The sequence below is a fragment of the Rossellomorea sp. DUT-2 genome (assembly GCF_052665285.1).
Window position 1 is genome coordinate 77,642 of record NZ_JBQPEO010000006.1, and the last position, 15,483, is coordinate 93,124.

A 15,483-nucleotide genomic window follows, 5' to 3' on the forward strand; every position below is an offset into this window, starting at 1 on the left:
AAGGACCGATCCATATGGCACAGCTGATTAAACTTCAAGATTACGTTTCCAGGTACGAAACGGATTTATATAGATATCCTTCCCAATTTGTCCGATTAAAAAAGCAGCAATGGGAAAAAATGAAACAACATTGGGAAAACGGTGATCTTCCTCCCGCTTCCCCAATCATTAAGGAGGAAGGACAAGAAGAGGAAAGGAACTCCATTAAGGAGAAGCTCTTTTCACTGTTCAAAAAGAAAGAAGCTGAAGAGGAGGAGCTCTCAAATTTCATTCAGCCAAATGATGAAGAAATTGCATTTGAATTGGATTCAAACCAGGATATCTCTACGGAGGAAGAATTGAAGGTTTCCTTCCTGGACCTTGTATTTGATTTTCAGTTGAGATGGGCAAGCTCCACGATCATGGAGAAATCCTATGTAGACAATAGTTATCATTATGACGAACGATTGCGCTATCTGATTCAGCGCTTTCCAGATAACATATTGGTGATGTACAACCCGGTACTAAAGATTAAACATGCCCCTGTAGAACTCGAAACCATTCTGATCACCCCAACAGGGATCTGGTGCTTAACCTTTCTCGAATTTGAAGAGGGAACTGCCTATATCGGTTCAGGAGAACGATTTTGGTTGAAAAAATGGGGAGATGTAGAGACGAAGGTATTAAACCCTCTAATCGGACTGAGAAGGATGGAGGGAATACTTCATCAAATCATTCAATATGCAGGTGTGGACCTTCCTATACATAAAGGCGTGATAAGCAGAAATGGATACATAGATTACCCACAAGCTCCGGTGGGCATTCAGTTTCTTGACAAGCGGCTCCACAATGAATGGTTCCAGCAGCAGCGCTCAAGCTCTTCTCCGATCAAGAGTGTCCAGTTGAAAGCGGCACAAGCCATCTTGGAGTATTGCCAGACCACTTCATTCAAGAGGCTTCAATGGGGAGAACAGGCGGTTGAATCAGGTGAGAACCAGCAATGAAGACGATTTTCATCGTGAATCCTTCAGCAAAGAATCATCATTCCTTATCTTCGTGGAATCATTTTAGTCAAACCATCGATATTCCACATGAGATTTTTGTGACGGGTCACCCCGGTGACGTGAAGAACATTGTGTCAAGTGTCGTCAACCAATCTCCAGACGACTGGCTCCTGGTAGTGGGAGTAGGTGGTGATGGGACCATGAACTCTGTGGTGAGTGGAACAATCGGTTTTGACAAGGTCGTTATAGGGTATATTCCATCAGGAAGTGGTAATGATTTTGCAAGGGGCTATAATTGGCCTAACCATAAAAAACAAGCATATACCTTAATAAAGGAAGGTTTAAAAAAAGAAGATTTCGTGACCCTGGATTCAGGTCAATTTACCATGAGCAGCGGACCAAATGGGCATTTCGTGAATAATATAGGGATAGGATTTGATGCGGAAATTGCCCGTAAGGCCAATCGTTCATCCTTTAAAAAGTGGTTGAACAAATGGTCCCTTGGACAATTGATCTATACTATCCTCCTTTGTAAGGAAGCGTTTACGTATAAACCCTTTTCCCTTTCGATAGATGTTGATGGGAAAGAGCAGGTGTTTCACAAGGTATGGTTTGTAACTGTTTCGAATCAGCCTTTTTTTGGTGGAGGAATGAAGATCGCCCCTCAGGCTTGTCCTCATGATGGATCTATCGATATGACCCTTCTCCATGGGTTATCGAGGTGGAAATTACTCCTGGTCTTCCTATCTGTCTTCTTCGGAAAACATACGGCTTTCAATGAAGTCAGCACGTGTTCAGGAACAACCATGACCATCCGATCGGGTCAGGATGTACCCGTTCACGCAGACGGAGACACAATTGAAGAACTGAAGAAGGGGAATGAATTGAAGGTGAATGTTCTTCCATTAAGTTGGAAAATGTTAAACAGAAGTGGGTGGCAGAAGTGTTAGTCATTAGTAGGCATTACGATGCGTTTTTAGATACGTTCAATACGGTTACATTGATTCTCCCATACGATTATCATGATGGGAATTCCAGTCACTTCTCTCTCATAAAAGGTAGTGAAAAAATAGCTCTTCACATTGAAGAAAAGATTCCCCTCAATGATGCGATGAAATATGTCACGACGATCCAGAGTGAGAAGGTTGTCCTGGGTGAAATCTATGAAGTTGTCGATGAGCATAACACAAAGACAGACCTGCAAATCGGAGCGGTCATTAGAACGGAAGAGTTTGATCAACGCTATTATTATGACGGGGATGACCTTGGTGTTACCTGCCAAGAGGGGTGCACCGTGTTTAAAGTATGGTCTCCGACGTCTACCGAGGTAAGATTAAAGCTGAAATCCCCTGATGATGAAGAGATACAATACCCATTCTCCAGAGTTGAGAACGGCGTATGGGAATGTAAGGTGAATACCGATGTAGATCGTTATTATTATACCATTCTAACGTGTATCAACCTGGTTTGGGATGAACTGATCGATCCCTATGCTAAATCGGTTTCCTACGACAGTGAGTGGGGATGTGTTGTGAACCTTGGACGCGGGGAAGGTCCTTCTTCCTTGGCACCATTAACTTCCCCTGCAGATGCTGTCATTTATGAATTGAATGTCCGTGATTTCTCAGCCCAAAAAGAAAGCGGCATGAAATTCGCAGGAAAATATCGTGCCTTTACAGAAAAAGGGACCTCTACACCGAAAGGATTCAGTAGTGGAATTCAGTACTTAAAGGAGCTGGGCATCACCCATGTTGAGCTGCTTCCTGTCAATGATTTCGATGGGGTGACGGATCACCCTACCGATAAAAGTTATAATTGGGGATACAATCCTTTGTTTTTTAACGCGCCTGAGGGGAGCTACAGTTTAAAGCCTGAAGATCCCTATGAACGGATCAGTGAACTGAAAAGCGTGATTCAAAGCCTTCATGAAGAAAATATCAGGGTCATACTGGATGTGGTGTACAACCACGTGTTCATTCGGGAGGAATCATCCTTTGAAAAGCTCGTGCCCGGTTATTTCTTCCGTCACGACGAAAATGGCTTACCATCGAATGGGACGGGAGTGGGAAATGATTTTGCTTCCGAACGCCTGATGGCCAGGAAATTTATTGTTGATTCGATTCTTTATTGGATAAAAGAGTACGGTGTCGACGGCTTCCGTTTTGACCTGATGGGAATTCTTGATATTAAGACCATGACGACAATCCGTGAAGAAGTGGAAAGGGTTTTGCCGGGAGCGATCATCATTGGAGAAGGCTGGGACCTGAATACACCCCTGCCTCCCCATCAAAAAGCCAACCTGCGTAACGCCCATCAGCTTCAGGGGATCGGTCAATTCAATGACTGGTTCAGGGACACCATTAAAGGAAGTACGTTTAACTTATATGACAAAGGGTTTGCCCTTGGTCACGGTCACTTGGAACAAAAGGTGGAACTCGTCCTGACTGGAAGTGTCGGGATGAAAAGTGGGGAAAGAGGTCTCTTTAAAGAGCCGACGCAATCCGTCAACTATGTGGAGTCCCATGATAATCACACCCTATGGGATAAAATGAAAGCTTGTTTAAATGAAGATGAAGGAACCCTTATGAATCGCCATAAATTAGCAACCACGATGGTGCTGCTATCTCAAGGGATCCCTTTTATTCATGCAGGACAGGAATTTTACAGAACGAAAAAGGGGATTGAAAACAGCTACAATTCTCCTGTGGAAATTAATCAACTAGACTGGGTAAGAAGAGAAGAATTCGATGATGTGGTTCAATACGTAAAAGCACTGATTCAAATCCGTAAAAGCCATGGTGCTTTCCGATTTCAAAAGAGCAGCCTGATCCGGGAGCATGTGGAAGTCTCGCATAGCATTGAAAATCTTGTTGTGGTCCGCTACCGGAATGTTCACCCTTATGGTCCGTGGAACGATATCTTCATGGTCTTCCATTCCGATTCGAAAAAGTGTCAGTATGCACTCCCCGAAGGAAAAGATTGGATTTGTTTGTCCGACGGAAATCGGGCAAATGTAAACGGTCTTTATGGGGTAGAAGAGCCAACCATAACCCTTGAACCTGTCTCTTCCTATGTATTTGTAAGGTAACAGTTCATTCCAGTGCTTGACGAAAACGCAAGATGACGATAAAATCTTAAACAGATGGCTATTGATTGTATTGCCCAATAGCTGTCTTTTTTATTTTATAAGACTTTTTTTGATGTAGTGAATGAATTCAACTTTTAACGTAATTGAACATATAAACATGACAAAGGACCAATAGAAGGTGAATATATTGGAACACTTATTTGACCAAGATTGGGAAATAGTCCCCGCAGGCGGTGCTACTGGAGAAGCGTTCTTTGCTCAGTACCAGGAGCAAAGGTTATTTCTGAAACGCAATTCCTCCCCTTTTGTGGCTGTATTGTCTGCAGAAGGAATCGTACCCAAGCTAGTTTGGACCAAAAGACTGGAAAACGGGGATGTCATAACGGCACAACATTGGTTAAATGGAAGAGAATTAAAGCCGGAAGAAATGATGGATGAACGAGTGGCCAAGCTGCTTAACAAGATTCATTCCTCAAAGCCGCTTTCAACCATGCTTGAGCGGTTGGGAAAAGAGCCGTTTCAGCCGGAGCATATGCTTACGGAAGTGGAGACAGGTTTAGAATTCGATCTTCTTTCATTGCCTGTCATTAGAGAGGCGCTATTATTTCTTCAAAAAGAGCTCTTGGTAGTTCAGCAGGAAGAATATGTAGTCTGTCACGGTGACGTCAATCATAACAACTGGCTGCTGTCTGATTACAACCAGTTGTATTTAATCGATTGGGACGGGGCCATGATCGCGGACCCGGCCTTTGACGTAGGGCTCTTATTATACTGGTATATCCCTGAAGATCAATGGGAGAGCTGGTTAACTCAATATGGTGTTGAGCTGACCGATAACTTAAAGCTGAGAATGAAATGGTATGTGGTTGCACAAACGATATTATCCATTCAGTGGCATAAAGGAAAAGCCCGATTTCACGAAATGAATCACTGGATTGAATATCTGCACAAAGTGATCTGATTCATTAAGAATAGTTGTTCATATCCGTAACCCATTGGGACAAGTTATCTTGATTCGACGTAATATGGTTCGATAGGTCAGCTGAGGATATCCCGCTTTGACTATACTGATAAATTTCCTGCAGGACAGGCTTTACGTTTTCGTGAATATCAGCATTAACCATTAATGACTTCACCAATCGTTCAACTTGCTCACATTCAGAAACCGAACCGCAGCAATCCGCACTGTGATTGCTTAAAATATCTGATAGTAACTGCATTTGATTCTGTGAATTTAAAGGCATAGAGTACACCCTTTCATTTTCGTCTGCAAAGATTTAAAGAAACACGTACTTTTTCAGCCCTTCAAAATGACCAGACCCGAAAAAGGAATTCACTAATAGTGTGTGAATTCCTTTTTCAATTATGCGCGCTTTTTGAGGGACGGACCTCAAAAAGGGCACATCAGCCAGAAGATCTGAAGCGGGGATTGGCTCTTGCACAGGACGGATAGTCGTGGTATGTTTTTTTCGATAATAAAAAAAGAGGTGTCTACATGCGTTTACGTAATAAACCGTGGGCTTCTGAGAGAATCAGTGACCATCCACAGTATGTTGTGGCAGAACCCCAGGAGATAAAAGGTCAATGGAATAAAGAATTTGGTAATGACAATCCTATCCACATCGAGGTAGGAACTGGAAAAGGTCAATTCGTCACGGAAATGGCCAGAGCTAATCCGGACGTTAATTATATTGGAATCGAGTTATATGAAAGCGTCATTGTAACCGCTCTTGATCGCTTGATTGAAGCCGGGCTTCCTAACGTCAAGCTGCTAAATGTCGATGCAAAGAACCTGACTGAATACTTCGCATCAGAAGAAGTAAGCCGAGTGTACTTGAACTTCTCTGATCCATGGCCGAAAAACCGTCATGAAAAACGTCGATTGACTTATAAAGATTTTTTGAAGCTATATGAAGATGTGCTGATCAAAGGCGGAGAAATCCACTTTAAGACAGACAATCAAGGCTTATTTGAATACTCATTAAAGAGCTTCTCATGGTATGGTCTCCATCTGAATTTCTTGAGTCTGGATCTTCACAAAAGCGATTTTGAAGGAAATATCATGACTGAATATGAAGAGAAATTTTCAGCCAAAGGACAAAGAATTTACCGGGTTGAAGCCCAATATCAAAATCAATAAGTATTATTTGATGGCCCTGCAATTTTGTGGGGCTATTTTTTTCAGCCCTTTTGGTAAAGACTGTTTTTTTACAGGTTCTGCTTCGGCTCTGCCAATCAGTATGTGCTCAGATGGTGAGGGGAACTGCTTCGCTTTCCGCGGACGTTCGGCCGAGCCTCCTCAGCTTCGCTTCCGGGGTCTCGGCACGACCGTACTTCCGCAGGAGTCTACGCAGTTCCCCTCACCATCTATATAAGATTTTCGTGACAGAGCTAAAAAGAGTCAAAAAATAGTTAAAAAACAGATTTTCAATCATATACAATCACAAATCGACCACTACTTTCTTTGAAAAGTAAGTTAAATGAGGATAGACAGGCTAAATCCTCCGTGAGTAATCACGATAAACATATGACTAATAACTGATTTTTTGACCTTTCATAATGAGGTTAATTTTGTACTCCCTTGTAGACAGTTTGTTTTTGGAAACAAACTGTCTACAATGGGATTTTTTTTATTCTATCCGTTATTAGGCAGTCAAAATATAGAAGCACAGAGTGGATTGTAGCGGAAGGCACTTGACTCCTGCGGGAAATAGAGGAAAGGTCGAGACCCCACAGGGCAAAGCCCGAGGAGGCTCGACTTCCTCCCCGCGGAAAGCAAGTGCCTGGAGCGGAAAGGAACGGTCACTGTTTTCACACTTCCAATTATTTAAAACTCAAATTCACTTTTTGGGAAGTTATGCAAATCCAGTGGGTGAGACCCAGGCCCGACACATGGAAAGCGAGCATCCACCTATAAGTTGTCCATAAATTCTGATAAAATAAAAGGGAATGAACAAAGGAGGAGTCAAAATGGAAACGTTGAAGGTTGGAGATATATCGATATATTGGCTGAATGGCGGCGTCACACACATGGATGGGGGAGCTATGTTCGGAGTGGTCCCAAAGCCTCTTTGGTCCAAAAAATATGCCGTAAATGACTTGAATCAAATCGAATTACGAACAGATCCGCTCTTTTTCGAATGGGAAGGGAAGAAAGTATTAATTGAATCCGGTATTGGTAAAGGGAAGCTGAATGATAAACAAAAGCGTAACTACGGCGTGCATGAAGAGTCGGGTCTCGAGGCATCATTGGAAACACTGGGCTTGAAGCCAGATGATATTGATGTCGTGTTAATGACTCACATGCATTTCGATCACGCTTGCGGCTTAACAAAATATGAGGGGGATAAGCTTGTTCCTGTATTCCCGAATGCAACCATTTACACCTCCCAAGTGGAATGGGATGAAATGAGAAATCCGAATGTCCGCTCCCGCAATACATACTGGAAAGAAAATTGGGAAAGCATTCAATCTCAAGTGGAAACGTTCGAAGGAAAAAAGGAAGTACTTCCTGGAATTACGATGGTGCATACGGGAGGTCACAGTGATGGGCACTCGATTATCCTTCTAGAGCATAACGGGGAGAAGTTCATCCATATGGCAGATATCATGCCTACTCACGCTCACAAAAATCCGCTATGGGTACTGGCTTATGACGACTATCCGATGACGTCCATCGATGCCAAATACAAGTGGATCAATCAAGCGATTGAAGGAGAATACTGGTTCCTTTTCTATCATGATGCGGTTTATAGAGGGATCAAGTGGAATAGAGATGGAGAAATCGTTGATCACGTACTGAGGGAAAAATAATAATGACTAAATAAAGGATGGTCCCAAGACCTTGGGATCATCCTTTGTTATGATGCGGCTAGTCTATTTAAGCTAAAGGATACACATCTACAACAGTGCCCGTATACGCATCTGCTAAAAACTCATATTGCTCCAGTTCCCCGTCTTTTCTTCTGGATACCCCACCTTTATAGACTTTCGTTGTCACCGAGTGCTTCTGATAGTCTTCGGGCTTCATTCCAATCCAAGAGCCATCAATGTTCCCCTCTTTTTTAAATGAAAGTTTGACGTCCTTTAATACTTTTTCGGCAGAAACCATGCTTGAATCATCCAATTTTTCTTTCAGAAAATATCCTCCTGCTGCTCCGATTCCGATACCGATCATGAAAGATTTCCAGTTCATTTTTATTCCCTCCACAGGCAATGAGTATTTGATGTTTCTCTGACACGCAAGGAATAGCATGCTCTTTCCACTATCTCCCCATTAATTCGCGATTATTTTCCATCTATAGGTACATTCTATCAAAGAAATAACAAAAAAGAGAACTCCTTTTCTTCTCAATTGGTGGTAAGACGTTCGAAAGTTCTGTAAAATAAGATTATACATAAAGTAGATTTTATATAAAAGGGGCATATGACATGAAACAAGATACGTTGGAACTTTTTAAGACATTGACTGAATTGCCGGGAGCACCCGGTAATGAGCATGCGGTTCGTAAATTTATGAAAGAACAATTGTCTCAATACTCTGATGACATCGTACAGGATCGTCTGGGCGGGATATTTGGAGTGAAAAAAGGCAATGATCAGGATCCTGTTGTGATGGTTGCAGGGCATATGGATGAAGTAGGATTTATGGTCACCTCTGTTACGGACAATGGAATGCTCCGCTTTCAAACACTTGGAGGCTGGTGGAGTCAGGTCATGCTTGCTCAGCGTGTTCAAATCATTACGGATAACGGTCCGATTACAGGTGTAATCGGAAGCATCCCTCCTCACCTGCTAGGAGAAGAGCAGCGTAGAAAGCCGATGGAAATCAAGAACATGCTCATTGATATCGGTGCTGATGATCGGGACAATGCACTGGAAATCGGGATCAAACCGGGACAGCAGATCGTCCCGATTTGTCCGTTTACACCTATGGCGAATGAGAAAAAAATACTTGCGAAGGCATGGGATAACCGCTATGGATGCGGATTGTCCATTGAGCTGTTAAAAGAGCTGCAAGGCATGACAATTCCCAATACTCTATTTTCCGGAGCCACGGTTCAGGAGGAAGTAGGATTACGCGGTGCCCAGACAGCAGCCAATATGATTAATCCGGATATCTTTTTTGCCCTCGATGCGAGTCCGGCAAATGATATGTCAGGGGACAAAAATGAATTTGGCCAATTAGGGAAAGGTGCTCTCCTTCGCATTCTTGATCGTTCAATGGTTACCCACAGAGGCATCAGGGAATTCGTTCTTGATACAGCTGAATCAAATGACATTCCTTATCAATATTTTGTTTCTCAAGGCGGAACGGATGCCGGGAGAGTACATATGTCAAATGAAGGGGTTCCGAGTGCCGTTGTTGGTATCTGTTCAAGATATATTCACACCCATGCATCCATGATCCATGTAGATGATTATGCGGCTGCGAAAGAACTGATTGTCAAATTAGTGAAGCAATGTGACCGTTCCACAATTGAATCCATTAAATCAAACGGCTAATTCAAGAAAAATATACTAAAAAGACTGTCTCATTTATGAACTTCTTGAGACAGTCTTTTTATAGAGATAAAAAGGGAGTGACTCTCTCTTAGAAATGAGGTATCAATTTGTTGAAAATAGCAATTGGAACGACAAATCCCGCAAAAGTACAAGCCATTCAAAAGGCTTTTAAGGAACACTATGAGGACATCGAGTTCGAGTGTCACAAAACAGATTCAAATGTAGATGAGCAGCCAATCTCTGATCAAGAGACCATCGAAGGTGCGTTAAATCGGGCCAAGAACATCCTGCGGGCAACAGATAGCGATATTGGGATCGGTCTTGAAGGAGGAGTGACGGAATCACTTTACGGAATGTTTGTCTGTAACTGGGGGGCACTCGTAGATCGGAGCGGCAACGAAATCATTGGTGGAGGAGCCAGAATCCCTCTTCCCAAAGAAATCAGCAGTCAGTTAAAAGCTGGGGAAGAGCTTGGACCCTTGATGGATGAGTACACTAAAACCACCGGGATAAGAAAAAAAGAAGGCGCAGTGGGCGTGTTTACGAATGGACTCATTACGAGAGAGGCTATGTTTCTGCACGTGGTTCAGCTCTTAATAGGTCAGTGGCAGTTCAGAAACAAAGAGAAGGACTTATAATCGATAGACTTTTACCTATAGAGGGTACTTGGCCCATACCAATTCTACCTGATATTCATAGGATGGAGTATATCAGACTTTATTTTATCTGATAAATTCTTTCTAAGGAGGTAAGAATTTATGGGATGCCATTATTGTAATGACCGAGTTGGGGGTCGTCGTGATGACCGTCGTGATGACAGAAGATGCTGTGACTGGGATAAGTTGCTTTTTGGTGACAGAAGGAGACGTGATCGCAGAGATGATGTATTAGGATCAGAAGATAATCGTGGAAGATGTCGCAGAAGAAGAGATGATAATGTCCTGGGAACTGAAGATAACCGTAGAAGATGTGGTTGTCATAGAAGAAGACGCAATAGAAGATGTGGCTGTGGCTTATTCTAATAGTTGGGAATGGAACTCCGTTTTGAAGCGGAGTTCTTCTTATACTTAGCAGGATGGATAAAAGTAAATCCCTTCAGTTATATAAAAAACCCTCTGAAAAACTTCAGAGGGTTAAGTCAATTATTTTACACCTTTCATAAACTCCTGAATCTTAGGTGAAAGCAGGAATAATGCAATACTCAATACGATTGCCATTCCCCCGATTGCCCCAAAGTACAGAGTTTCTGTTTCTGGTGTGTAGAAACGGACAAGTTGTGCATTCAGCGCCTGTGCAGCAGCAGAAGCTAAGAACCAAAGACTCATCGTTTGAGCAGAGAAAGCTTCCGGAGCTAATTTGGTTGTCGCTGAAAGACCGACTGGTGATAAGCATAGCTCACCAAGAACAACGATCAAATAGCTAAGCACAAGCCATAATGGACTTACAAGTGAATCTTCTCCTCCGAAGTATGCAGGTAATAGAATCACTAAGAAGGATAAGCCGGCAAACAATAGACCGAATGAAAACTTCTTCGGAACCGATGGTTGACGATCACCAAGTTTCACCCACATCCAGGCAAATACTGGAGCTAATAGGATGATAAATAATGGGTTTAACGATTGGAACCAGGCAGGTGAGATGCTGATTCCCATGAATTCCAGGTCAGTTCGCTTATCTGCGTAGACTGCTAGGATGGTTGAACCCTGTTCTTGAATCGCCCAGAACATAACCGCTGCAATAAATAATGGAATGTAAGCGATGACTCTTGAGCGTTCAGTTTCTGTGGTTTTTGGACTATAGTACATTACGATAAAGTAAATGGTTGGAACGACGATACCGAAGATACCTACTAAATTAATGAATACGTTTAATGTAAATAGACCCGCAGGAATCGTAATACCTAAAATGATGGCAAGACCAACAACAATTAATCCTGTGATTAAACCATACTTTTTCTTTTCAGCCGGCGCAAGCGGATTTGGAACATAGGTACCGGCAAGACCAAGATTCTTTTTCTTTGTTAGCATGAACACAACAAGACCTAAGAACATCCCGATGGCTGCTACCGCAAATCCCCAATGGAATCCTTTTGTTTCCATAAGCTTACCGACAATTAGTGGAGCAATGAATGCACCTAGGTTGATCCCCATGTAGAAAATACTGAAAGCTGCATCTCGGCGAGTATCACTTTCGCTGTACATTTCACCGACAACTGTTGAAACATTCGGTTTTAATAATCCCGTTCCGACAACGATCAATACCATCGAAACAAAGAACATGGCTAAACTTCCTGGAAATGATAAAGCAATATGACCAAACATGATGAATATTCCACCGTAGAAGACGGCTTTCGAAGTTCCGAATATTCTATCTGCCAACCAGCCTCCGATTACTCCGGACATATATACAAGTGAACCATAAATAGACATGATTGCTAAAGCTGTGTTTTGCTCCAGGCCCAGTCCGCCTTTTGAAACCTCATAGTACATGTAGAATACGAGGATGGCACGCATTCCGTAATAGGAAAAGCGCTCCCAAAATTCTGTGAAGAATAAAGTGAATAATCCCTTCGGATGTCCAAAGAAACCTTTTTGAGGGACACTATCCACAATTTTCTGTTTATTCATTGATGACATGTTACTACCTCCCTTATTCTTTTACTATAATATTTTAATATTTTCATAAAGTCAAAAAAAGTTTATAAATTGTTAATAATAACACAAAATGTCTTTAGATTGCTAATATTAAGTTATTTTAAAATAGTAAAATAGTTCCGGGGATAATGTAATGATCATAAAAAATAAGCATGCCTCCCAATGTGGACGGCATGCTTATTTTTTATGATTTTATTCTGTTTCAAAAACATAGGATAACGTTTTAATCGCCTGATCTATATTTGTTACGGTGACATTTGACTTGTTTGAGAGTTCTTTTAACGGATGATGGAGTTCTTCAGGACGAATAAGAATAAGAGGCTTTCCAAGTGTGATGGCGGTGCTCGCATCCATAGCAGTATTCCACTGTTTGTATTTTTCTCCAAACAAGGCAATCACCACATCGGCCTTTTTCATTAGTAACTCTGTTCGAAGATTGTTAATACTCGATGCTGCCTCATCGCGGAGTATTTTATTTGGCTGTTCACCAAGAATTTCTTCCCCGATTGCATCGGAACGTTCATGATTTTCCATCGGACCGACGAAAGATAGAGGGAGACGAAGCTCTTCTGCTTTCTCTTTAAGCTCGTTTCTCCAGGAACTATGTATTTCCCCTGCCAGATACACTGTGAATTTCATGATTTTCACTCTCCTGTTTTTAGTCATTTTATCATAAATACCCTATGTGAGTTAAAAATAACCTGTTTTCCCATTAAAAAGGCAGGATTTCTTATTGAAAGGGTTGTCAGGTAGGACTTTGTGAGGGTATCATAAGCGTAGGTCCTAAGCATGAAAGGGAGGATAAGTATAGGATGAAAATCAAACACACAGTCATTTTCTTTATTCTTGTGCTTATTTTAGCCGGATGCAACACAACAATCGATCAAGAAAAAGAAAAGACAGCCAAAGTGGTGGAGAACACATTAAGCTCAAATGAGGCAGCTAAAGAAGAGGCTGGAAACATTAACTTTTATCTTCCATTTGGAGCCAAAATAGAAAAAGAATCACCCAATAATATCATTATTTCAAAAAGCTCTGATACTTTTATTCTTTTTACAAACCCTCAAGAAAATAAGGATAGTGAACTTCTATATCAAATGGCTATTAGTGACAATGAAAATCTCTTGAAACATGGGACTTTTAAAGAGGACAATCGCTTAGGATACTATGTCATTAAGAAACTGCCCGATACGGAAGAATACGAACTTATTGTTGGAGTGGGTGGAACGAAGGTAACGACACAGGCGGAATTAGATGATTTAGCAGATCATGCAGAGATGATGATGAAAATGGCAGCTTCAGTTAAACATAAATCATAACGATAAAAACCGATTTTCTGCTTAGGCGGAAAATCGGTTTTTTTTTGGCTCTTTTCGTAAACATTGGTGCTTTGCAAAACTTCCAAAAATATGAATTTGTGTTTTGGATGAGTGGTAGTGTGGTAAACAGGGACCGTTTCTTTCCGCTACAGGCACTTCCTTTCCGCGGGGAGGAAGTCGAGCCTCCTCGACGTCCCGTCTGTGGGGTCTCGACCTTTCCTCTATTTCCCGCAGGAGTCAAGTGCCTTCCGCTCCAATCCACTCTGTGCTTCTATAATCTGACTGCCTAATGACGGATACACAAACACAAAATAGCTCCTTTTGTAAATATACTTTGATGGTAAAGCTGAAAACGAAATCTATCAAACGCCTGTTATTCATTCTTAGACATATTCAAGTCTATTTTAATTGAACCTGGGCAGAATTTACCCTTGGATTACAAACTGAAAATTTATAAAAAAAAATCTTGAAAAACCATCTCTTATAAAGCCAATTATTTGTGTAGAAGATATGTTGTTTCTTTAGTTTGTCTTTTTTGCTACCTTTAATCTCTGTCACGAAAATTTTTTTAGATGGTGTAGGGAACTGCGAAGACTCCTGCGGAAGTACGGGGGTGCCAAGATCTCGTTCGGCTAAGCTGAGGAGGCTTGGTCGAACGCTAGCTGCAAGCGGAGCAGTTCCCCGCACCACCCAGCACACGCTAATTGACAGAGCCCAAGTAGACTTAATGTTAAAAATAAAAATCTTTGCTAAAAGTGCCATTTTTATTGAATAGGGACGCTTTATTAAAAGGAAAATAGGTGGAAATTGATTGCCGGGTAGAGGTAAAATATATAGACAAGACAAACAAGTGTCTTTACACTAGTAAAAGGAAGAAGGTTAACACAGAGGAGAGAGACCACGTGAGAGAATTCTTAAAGAGTAAAGGCATTACAATATCTGCGAAGGTGTATTTCATAGATGCGTTAAGTTATATGGCTTTAGGATTGTTCAGTTCGCTGATCATCGGATTGATCATTAAGACGATTGGGGAACAGCTACCTTTTTCACCTGGGTTAAGTGAATTTTTCATTGAGATGGGCGGTCTGGCGATCAGCTTGATGGGTCCTGCGATCGGGGCAGCCATTGCCTTTGGTCTTCGGGCGCCTCCACTTGTCCTGTTTGCTGCGGTTGTTACGGGAGCAGCGGGCGCAAGCTTGGGTGGACCGGCGGGAGCTTATGTAGCAGCTGTCATATCAACGGAAATAGGTAAGCTAGTCAGTAAAACTACGAAAGTCGATATCATTGTCACTCCATTCGTCACCATCTTTTCAGGGTTTACGATAGCTTACTTTATAGGACCGGGAATTGCCGACTTTATGAGCATGTTTGGCAGCTGGATCAGCTGGGCGACTGAGCAACGCCCGATTATCATGGGGGTTTTGGTGGCTGCCCTCATGGGTCTTGCTTTGACAGCACCGATATCAAGTGCCGCCATTGCCCTTATGCTTGAATTGAATGGAGTCGCGGCCGGAGCAGCAACGATTGGATGTGCTGCTCAAATGGTAGGATTTGCTGTTATCAGTTACAGGGAGAATAAAGTAGGTGGATTATTGGCTCAGGGAATAGGTACTTCCATGCTACAAGTACCTAATATTGTTCGAAATCCCCGAATTCTCATTCCTCCCACCGTTGCGGGCATGATATTGGCACCCATCGGAACCACGATATGGTTGATGGAGAACAATGCTGCCGGGGCAGGAATGGGAACCAGCGGATTCGTCGGTCAAATCATGACCTTTAAAACGATGGGATTCAGTTGGGATGTAACATTGAGAATCCTTATGTTGCATTTTGTTGGACCTGCATTCATAAGCCTGTTAATATCTGAATATATGCGTAAACTAGGTTGGATCAAACCTAATCAAATGAAGATTGAAACAGGGGGCAAATAA

15 protein-coding genes are annotated in these 15,483 nt (G+C 42.1%); 11 read left to right on the plus strand and 4 right to left on the minus strand.

The window, feature by feature from the left end; translation table 11 throughout:
* Positions 1–14: 14 nt before the first annotated feature.
* The 4 genes from ACOSV2_RS19970 to ACOSV2_RS19985 all read left to right on the plus strand — a co-directional run bounded on the left by ACOSV2_RS19970 (position 15) and on the right by ACOSV2_RS19985 (position 5,032).
* The gene (locus ACOSV2_RS19970; protein ID WP_428976596.1) at positions 15–983 is read left to right on the plus strand and encodes a nuclease-related domain-containing protein; all 969 of its coding nucleotides are present in this window, start codon (positions 15–17) and stop codon (positions 981–983) included.
* The gene (locus ACOSV2_RS19975) at positions 980–1,933 is read left to right on the plus strand and encodes a diacylglycerol/lipid kinase family protein (RefSeq protein WP_428976597.1); all 954 of its coding nucleotides are present in this window, start codon (positions 980–982) and stop codon (positions 1,931–1,933) included. The genes ACOSV2_RS19970 and ACOSV2_RS19975 overlap by 4 nt, the downstream gene beginning before the upstream one ends.
* Positions 1,927–4,071 (plus strand): type I pullulanase, encoded by a 2,145-nt coding sequence (pulA, locus tag ACOSV2_RS19980; RefSeq protein ID WP_428976598.1) that lies wholly within the window; start codon positions 1,927–1,929, stop codon positions 4,069–4,071. The genes ACOSV2_RS19975 and pulA overlap by 7 nt, the downstream gene beginning before the upstream one ends.
* Before the next feature lie 187 nt (positions 4,072–4,258).
* Complete coding sequence (locus tag ACOSV2_RS19985; protein ID WP_428976599.1) at positions 4,259–5,032, plus strand: phosphotransferase; 774 nt, start codon at positions 4,259–4,261, stop codon at positions 5,030–5,032.
* A gap of 4 nt (positions 5,033–5,036) precedes the next feature.
* Here ACOSV2_RS19985 and ACOSV2_RS19990 read toward each other — a convergent pair whose 3' ends face one another.
* Positions 5,037–5,315, minus strand: coding sequence for a YtzH-like family protein (locus tag ACOSV2_RS19990; protein ID WP_428976600.1), 279 nt, complete (start codon positions 5,313–5,315; stop codon positions 5,037–5,039).
* Between the two features lie 251 nt (positions 5,316–5,566).
* Here ACOSV2_RS19990 and trmB point away from each other — a divergent pair, with 251 nt between their 5' ends.
* Both trmB and ACOSV2_RS20000 read left to right on the plus strand, forming a co-directional pair.
* Positions 5,567–6,211, plus strand: a complete 645-nt coding sequence (gene trmB / locus ACOSV2_RS19995) for a tRNA (guanosine(46)-N7)-methyltransferase TrmB (protein WP_428976601.1) — start codon at positions 5,567–5,569, stop codon at positions 6,209–6,211.
* 830 nt (positions 6,212–7,041) lie between these two features.
* On the plus strand, positions 7,042–7,884 hold the full coding sequence (locus ACOSV2_RS20000) for a YtnP family quorum-quenching lactonase (RefSeq protein WP_428976602.1): 843 nt from the start codon (positions 7,042–7,044) through the stop codon (positions 7,882–7,884).
* Between the two features lie 67 nt (positions 7,885–7,951).
* Here ACOSV2_RS20000 and ACOSV2_RS20005 read toward each other — a convergent pair whose 3' ends face one another.
* Positions 7,952–8,266 (minus strand): PepSY domain-containing protein, encoded by a 315-nt coding sequence (locus tag ACOSV2_RS20005; RefSeq protein ID WP_113969801.1) that lies wholly within the window; start codon positions 8,264–8,266, stop codon positions 7,952–7,954.
* A gap of 236 nt (positions 8,267–8,502) precedes the next feature.
* Between ACOSV2_RS20005 and ACOSV2_RS20010 the strand changes: the two genes are divergently transcribed.
* The 3 genes from ACOSV2_RS20010 (at position 8,503) to ACOSV2_RS20020 (ending at position 10,647) form a co-directional block, all read left to right on the plus strand.
* The gene (locus ACOSV2_RS20010; protein WP_428976603.1) at positions 8,503–9,576 is read left to right on the plus strand and encodes a M42 family metallopeptidase; all 1,074 of its coding nucleotides are present in this window, start codon (positions 8,503–8,505) and stop codon (positions 9,574–9,576) included.
* Positions 9,577–9,683: 107 nt separating this feature from the next.
* Complete coding sequence (locus ACOSV2_RS20015; protein WP_428976604.1) at positions 9,684–10,214, plus strand: DUF84 family protein; 531 nt, start codon at positions 9,684–9,686, stop codon at positions 10,212–10,214.
* A gap of 268 nt (positions 10,215–10,482) precedes the next feature.
* Positions 10,483–10,647: a hypothetical protein gene (locus tag ACOSV2_RS20020; protein WP_428976605.1), complete on the plus strand. Its 165-nt coding sequence runs from the start codon at positions 10,483–10,485 to the stop codon at positions 10,645–10,647.
* Positions 10,648–10,718: 71 nt separating this feature from the next.
* Here the strand turns inward: ACOSV2_RS20020 and ACOSV2_RS20025 are convergent, their stop codons facing one another.
* A complete protein-coding gene (locus ACOSV2_RS20025) occupies positions 10,719–12,212 on the minus strand; it encodes a peptide MFS transporter (RefSeq protein WP_428976606.1) in 1,494 nt (497 codons plus the stop codon).
* A gap of 210 nt (positions 12,213–12,422) precedes the next feature.
* The gene (locus ACOSV2_RS20030) at positions 12,423–12,869 is read right to left on the minus strand and encodes a YtoQ family protein (protein WP_428976607.1); all 447 of its coding nucleotides are present in this window, start codon (positions 12,867–12,869) and stop codon (positions 12,423–12,425) included.
* Between the two features lie 173 nt (positions 12,870–13,042).
* Between ACOSV2_RS20030 and ACOSV2_RS20035 the strand changes: the two genes are divergently transcribed.
* Positions 13,043–13,549 (plus strand): hypothetical protein, encoded by a 507-nt coding sequence (locus tag ACOSV2_RS20035; RefSeq protein ID WP_397551813.1) that lies wholly within the window; start codon positions 13,043–13,045, stop codon positions 13,547–13,549.
* Positions 13,550–14,451: 902 nt separating this feature from the next.
* A complete protein-coding gene (locus ACOSV2_RS20040) occupies positions 14,452–15,483 on the plus strand; it encodes a PTS transporter subunit IIC (RefSeq protein ID WP_428976608.1) in 1,032 nt (343 codons plus the stop codon).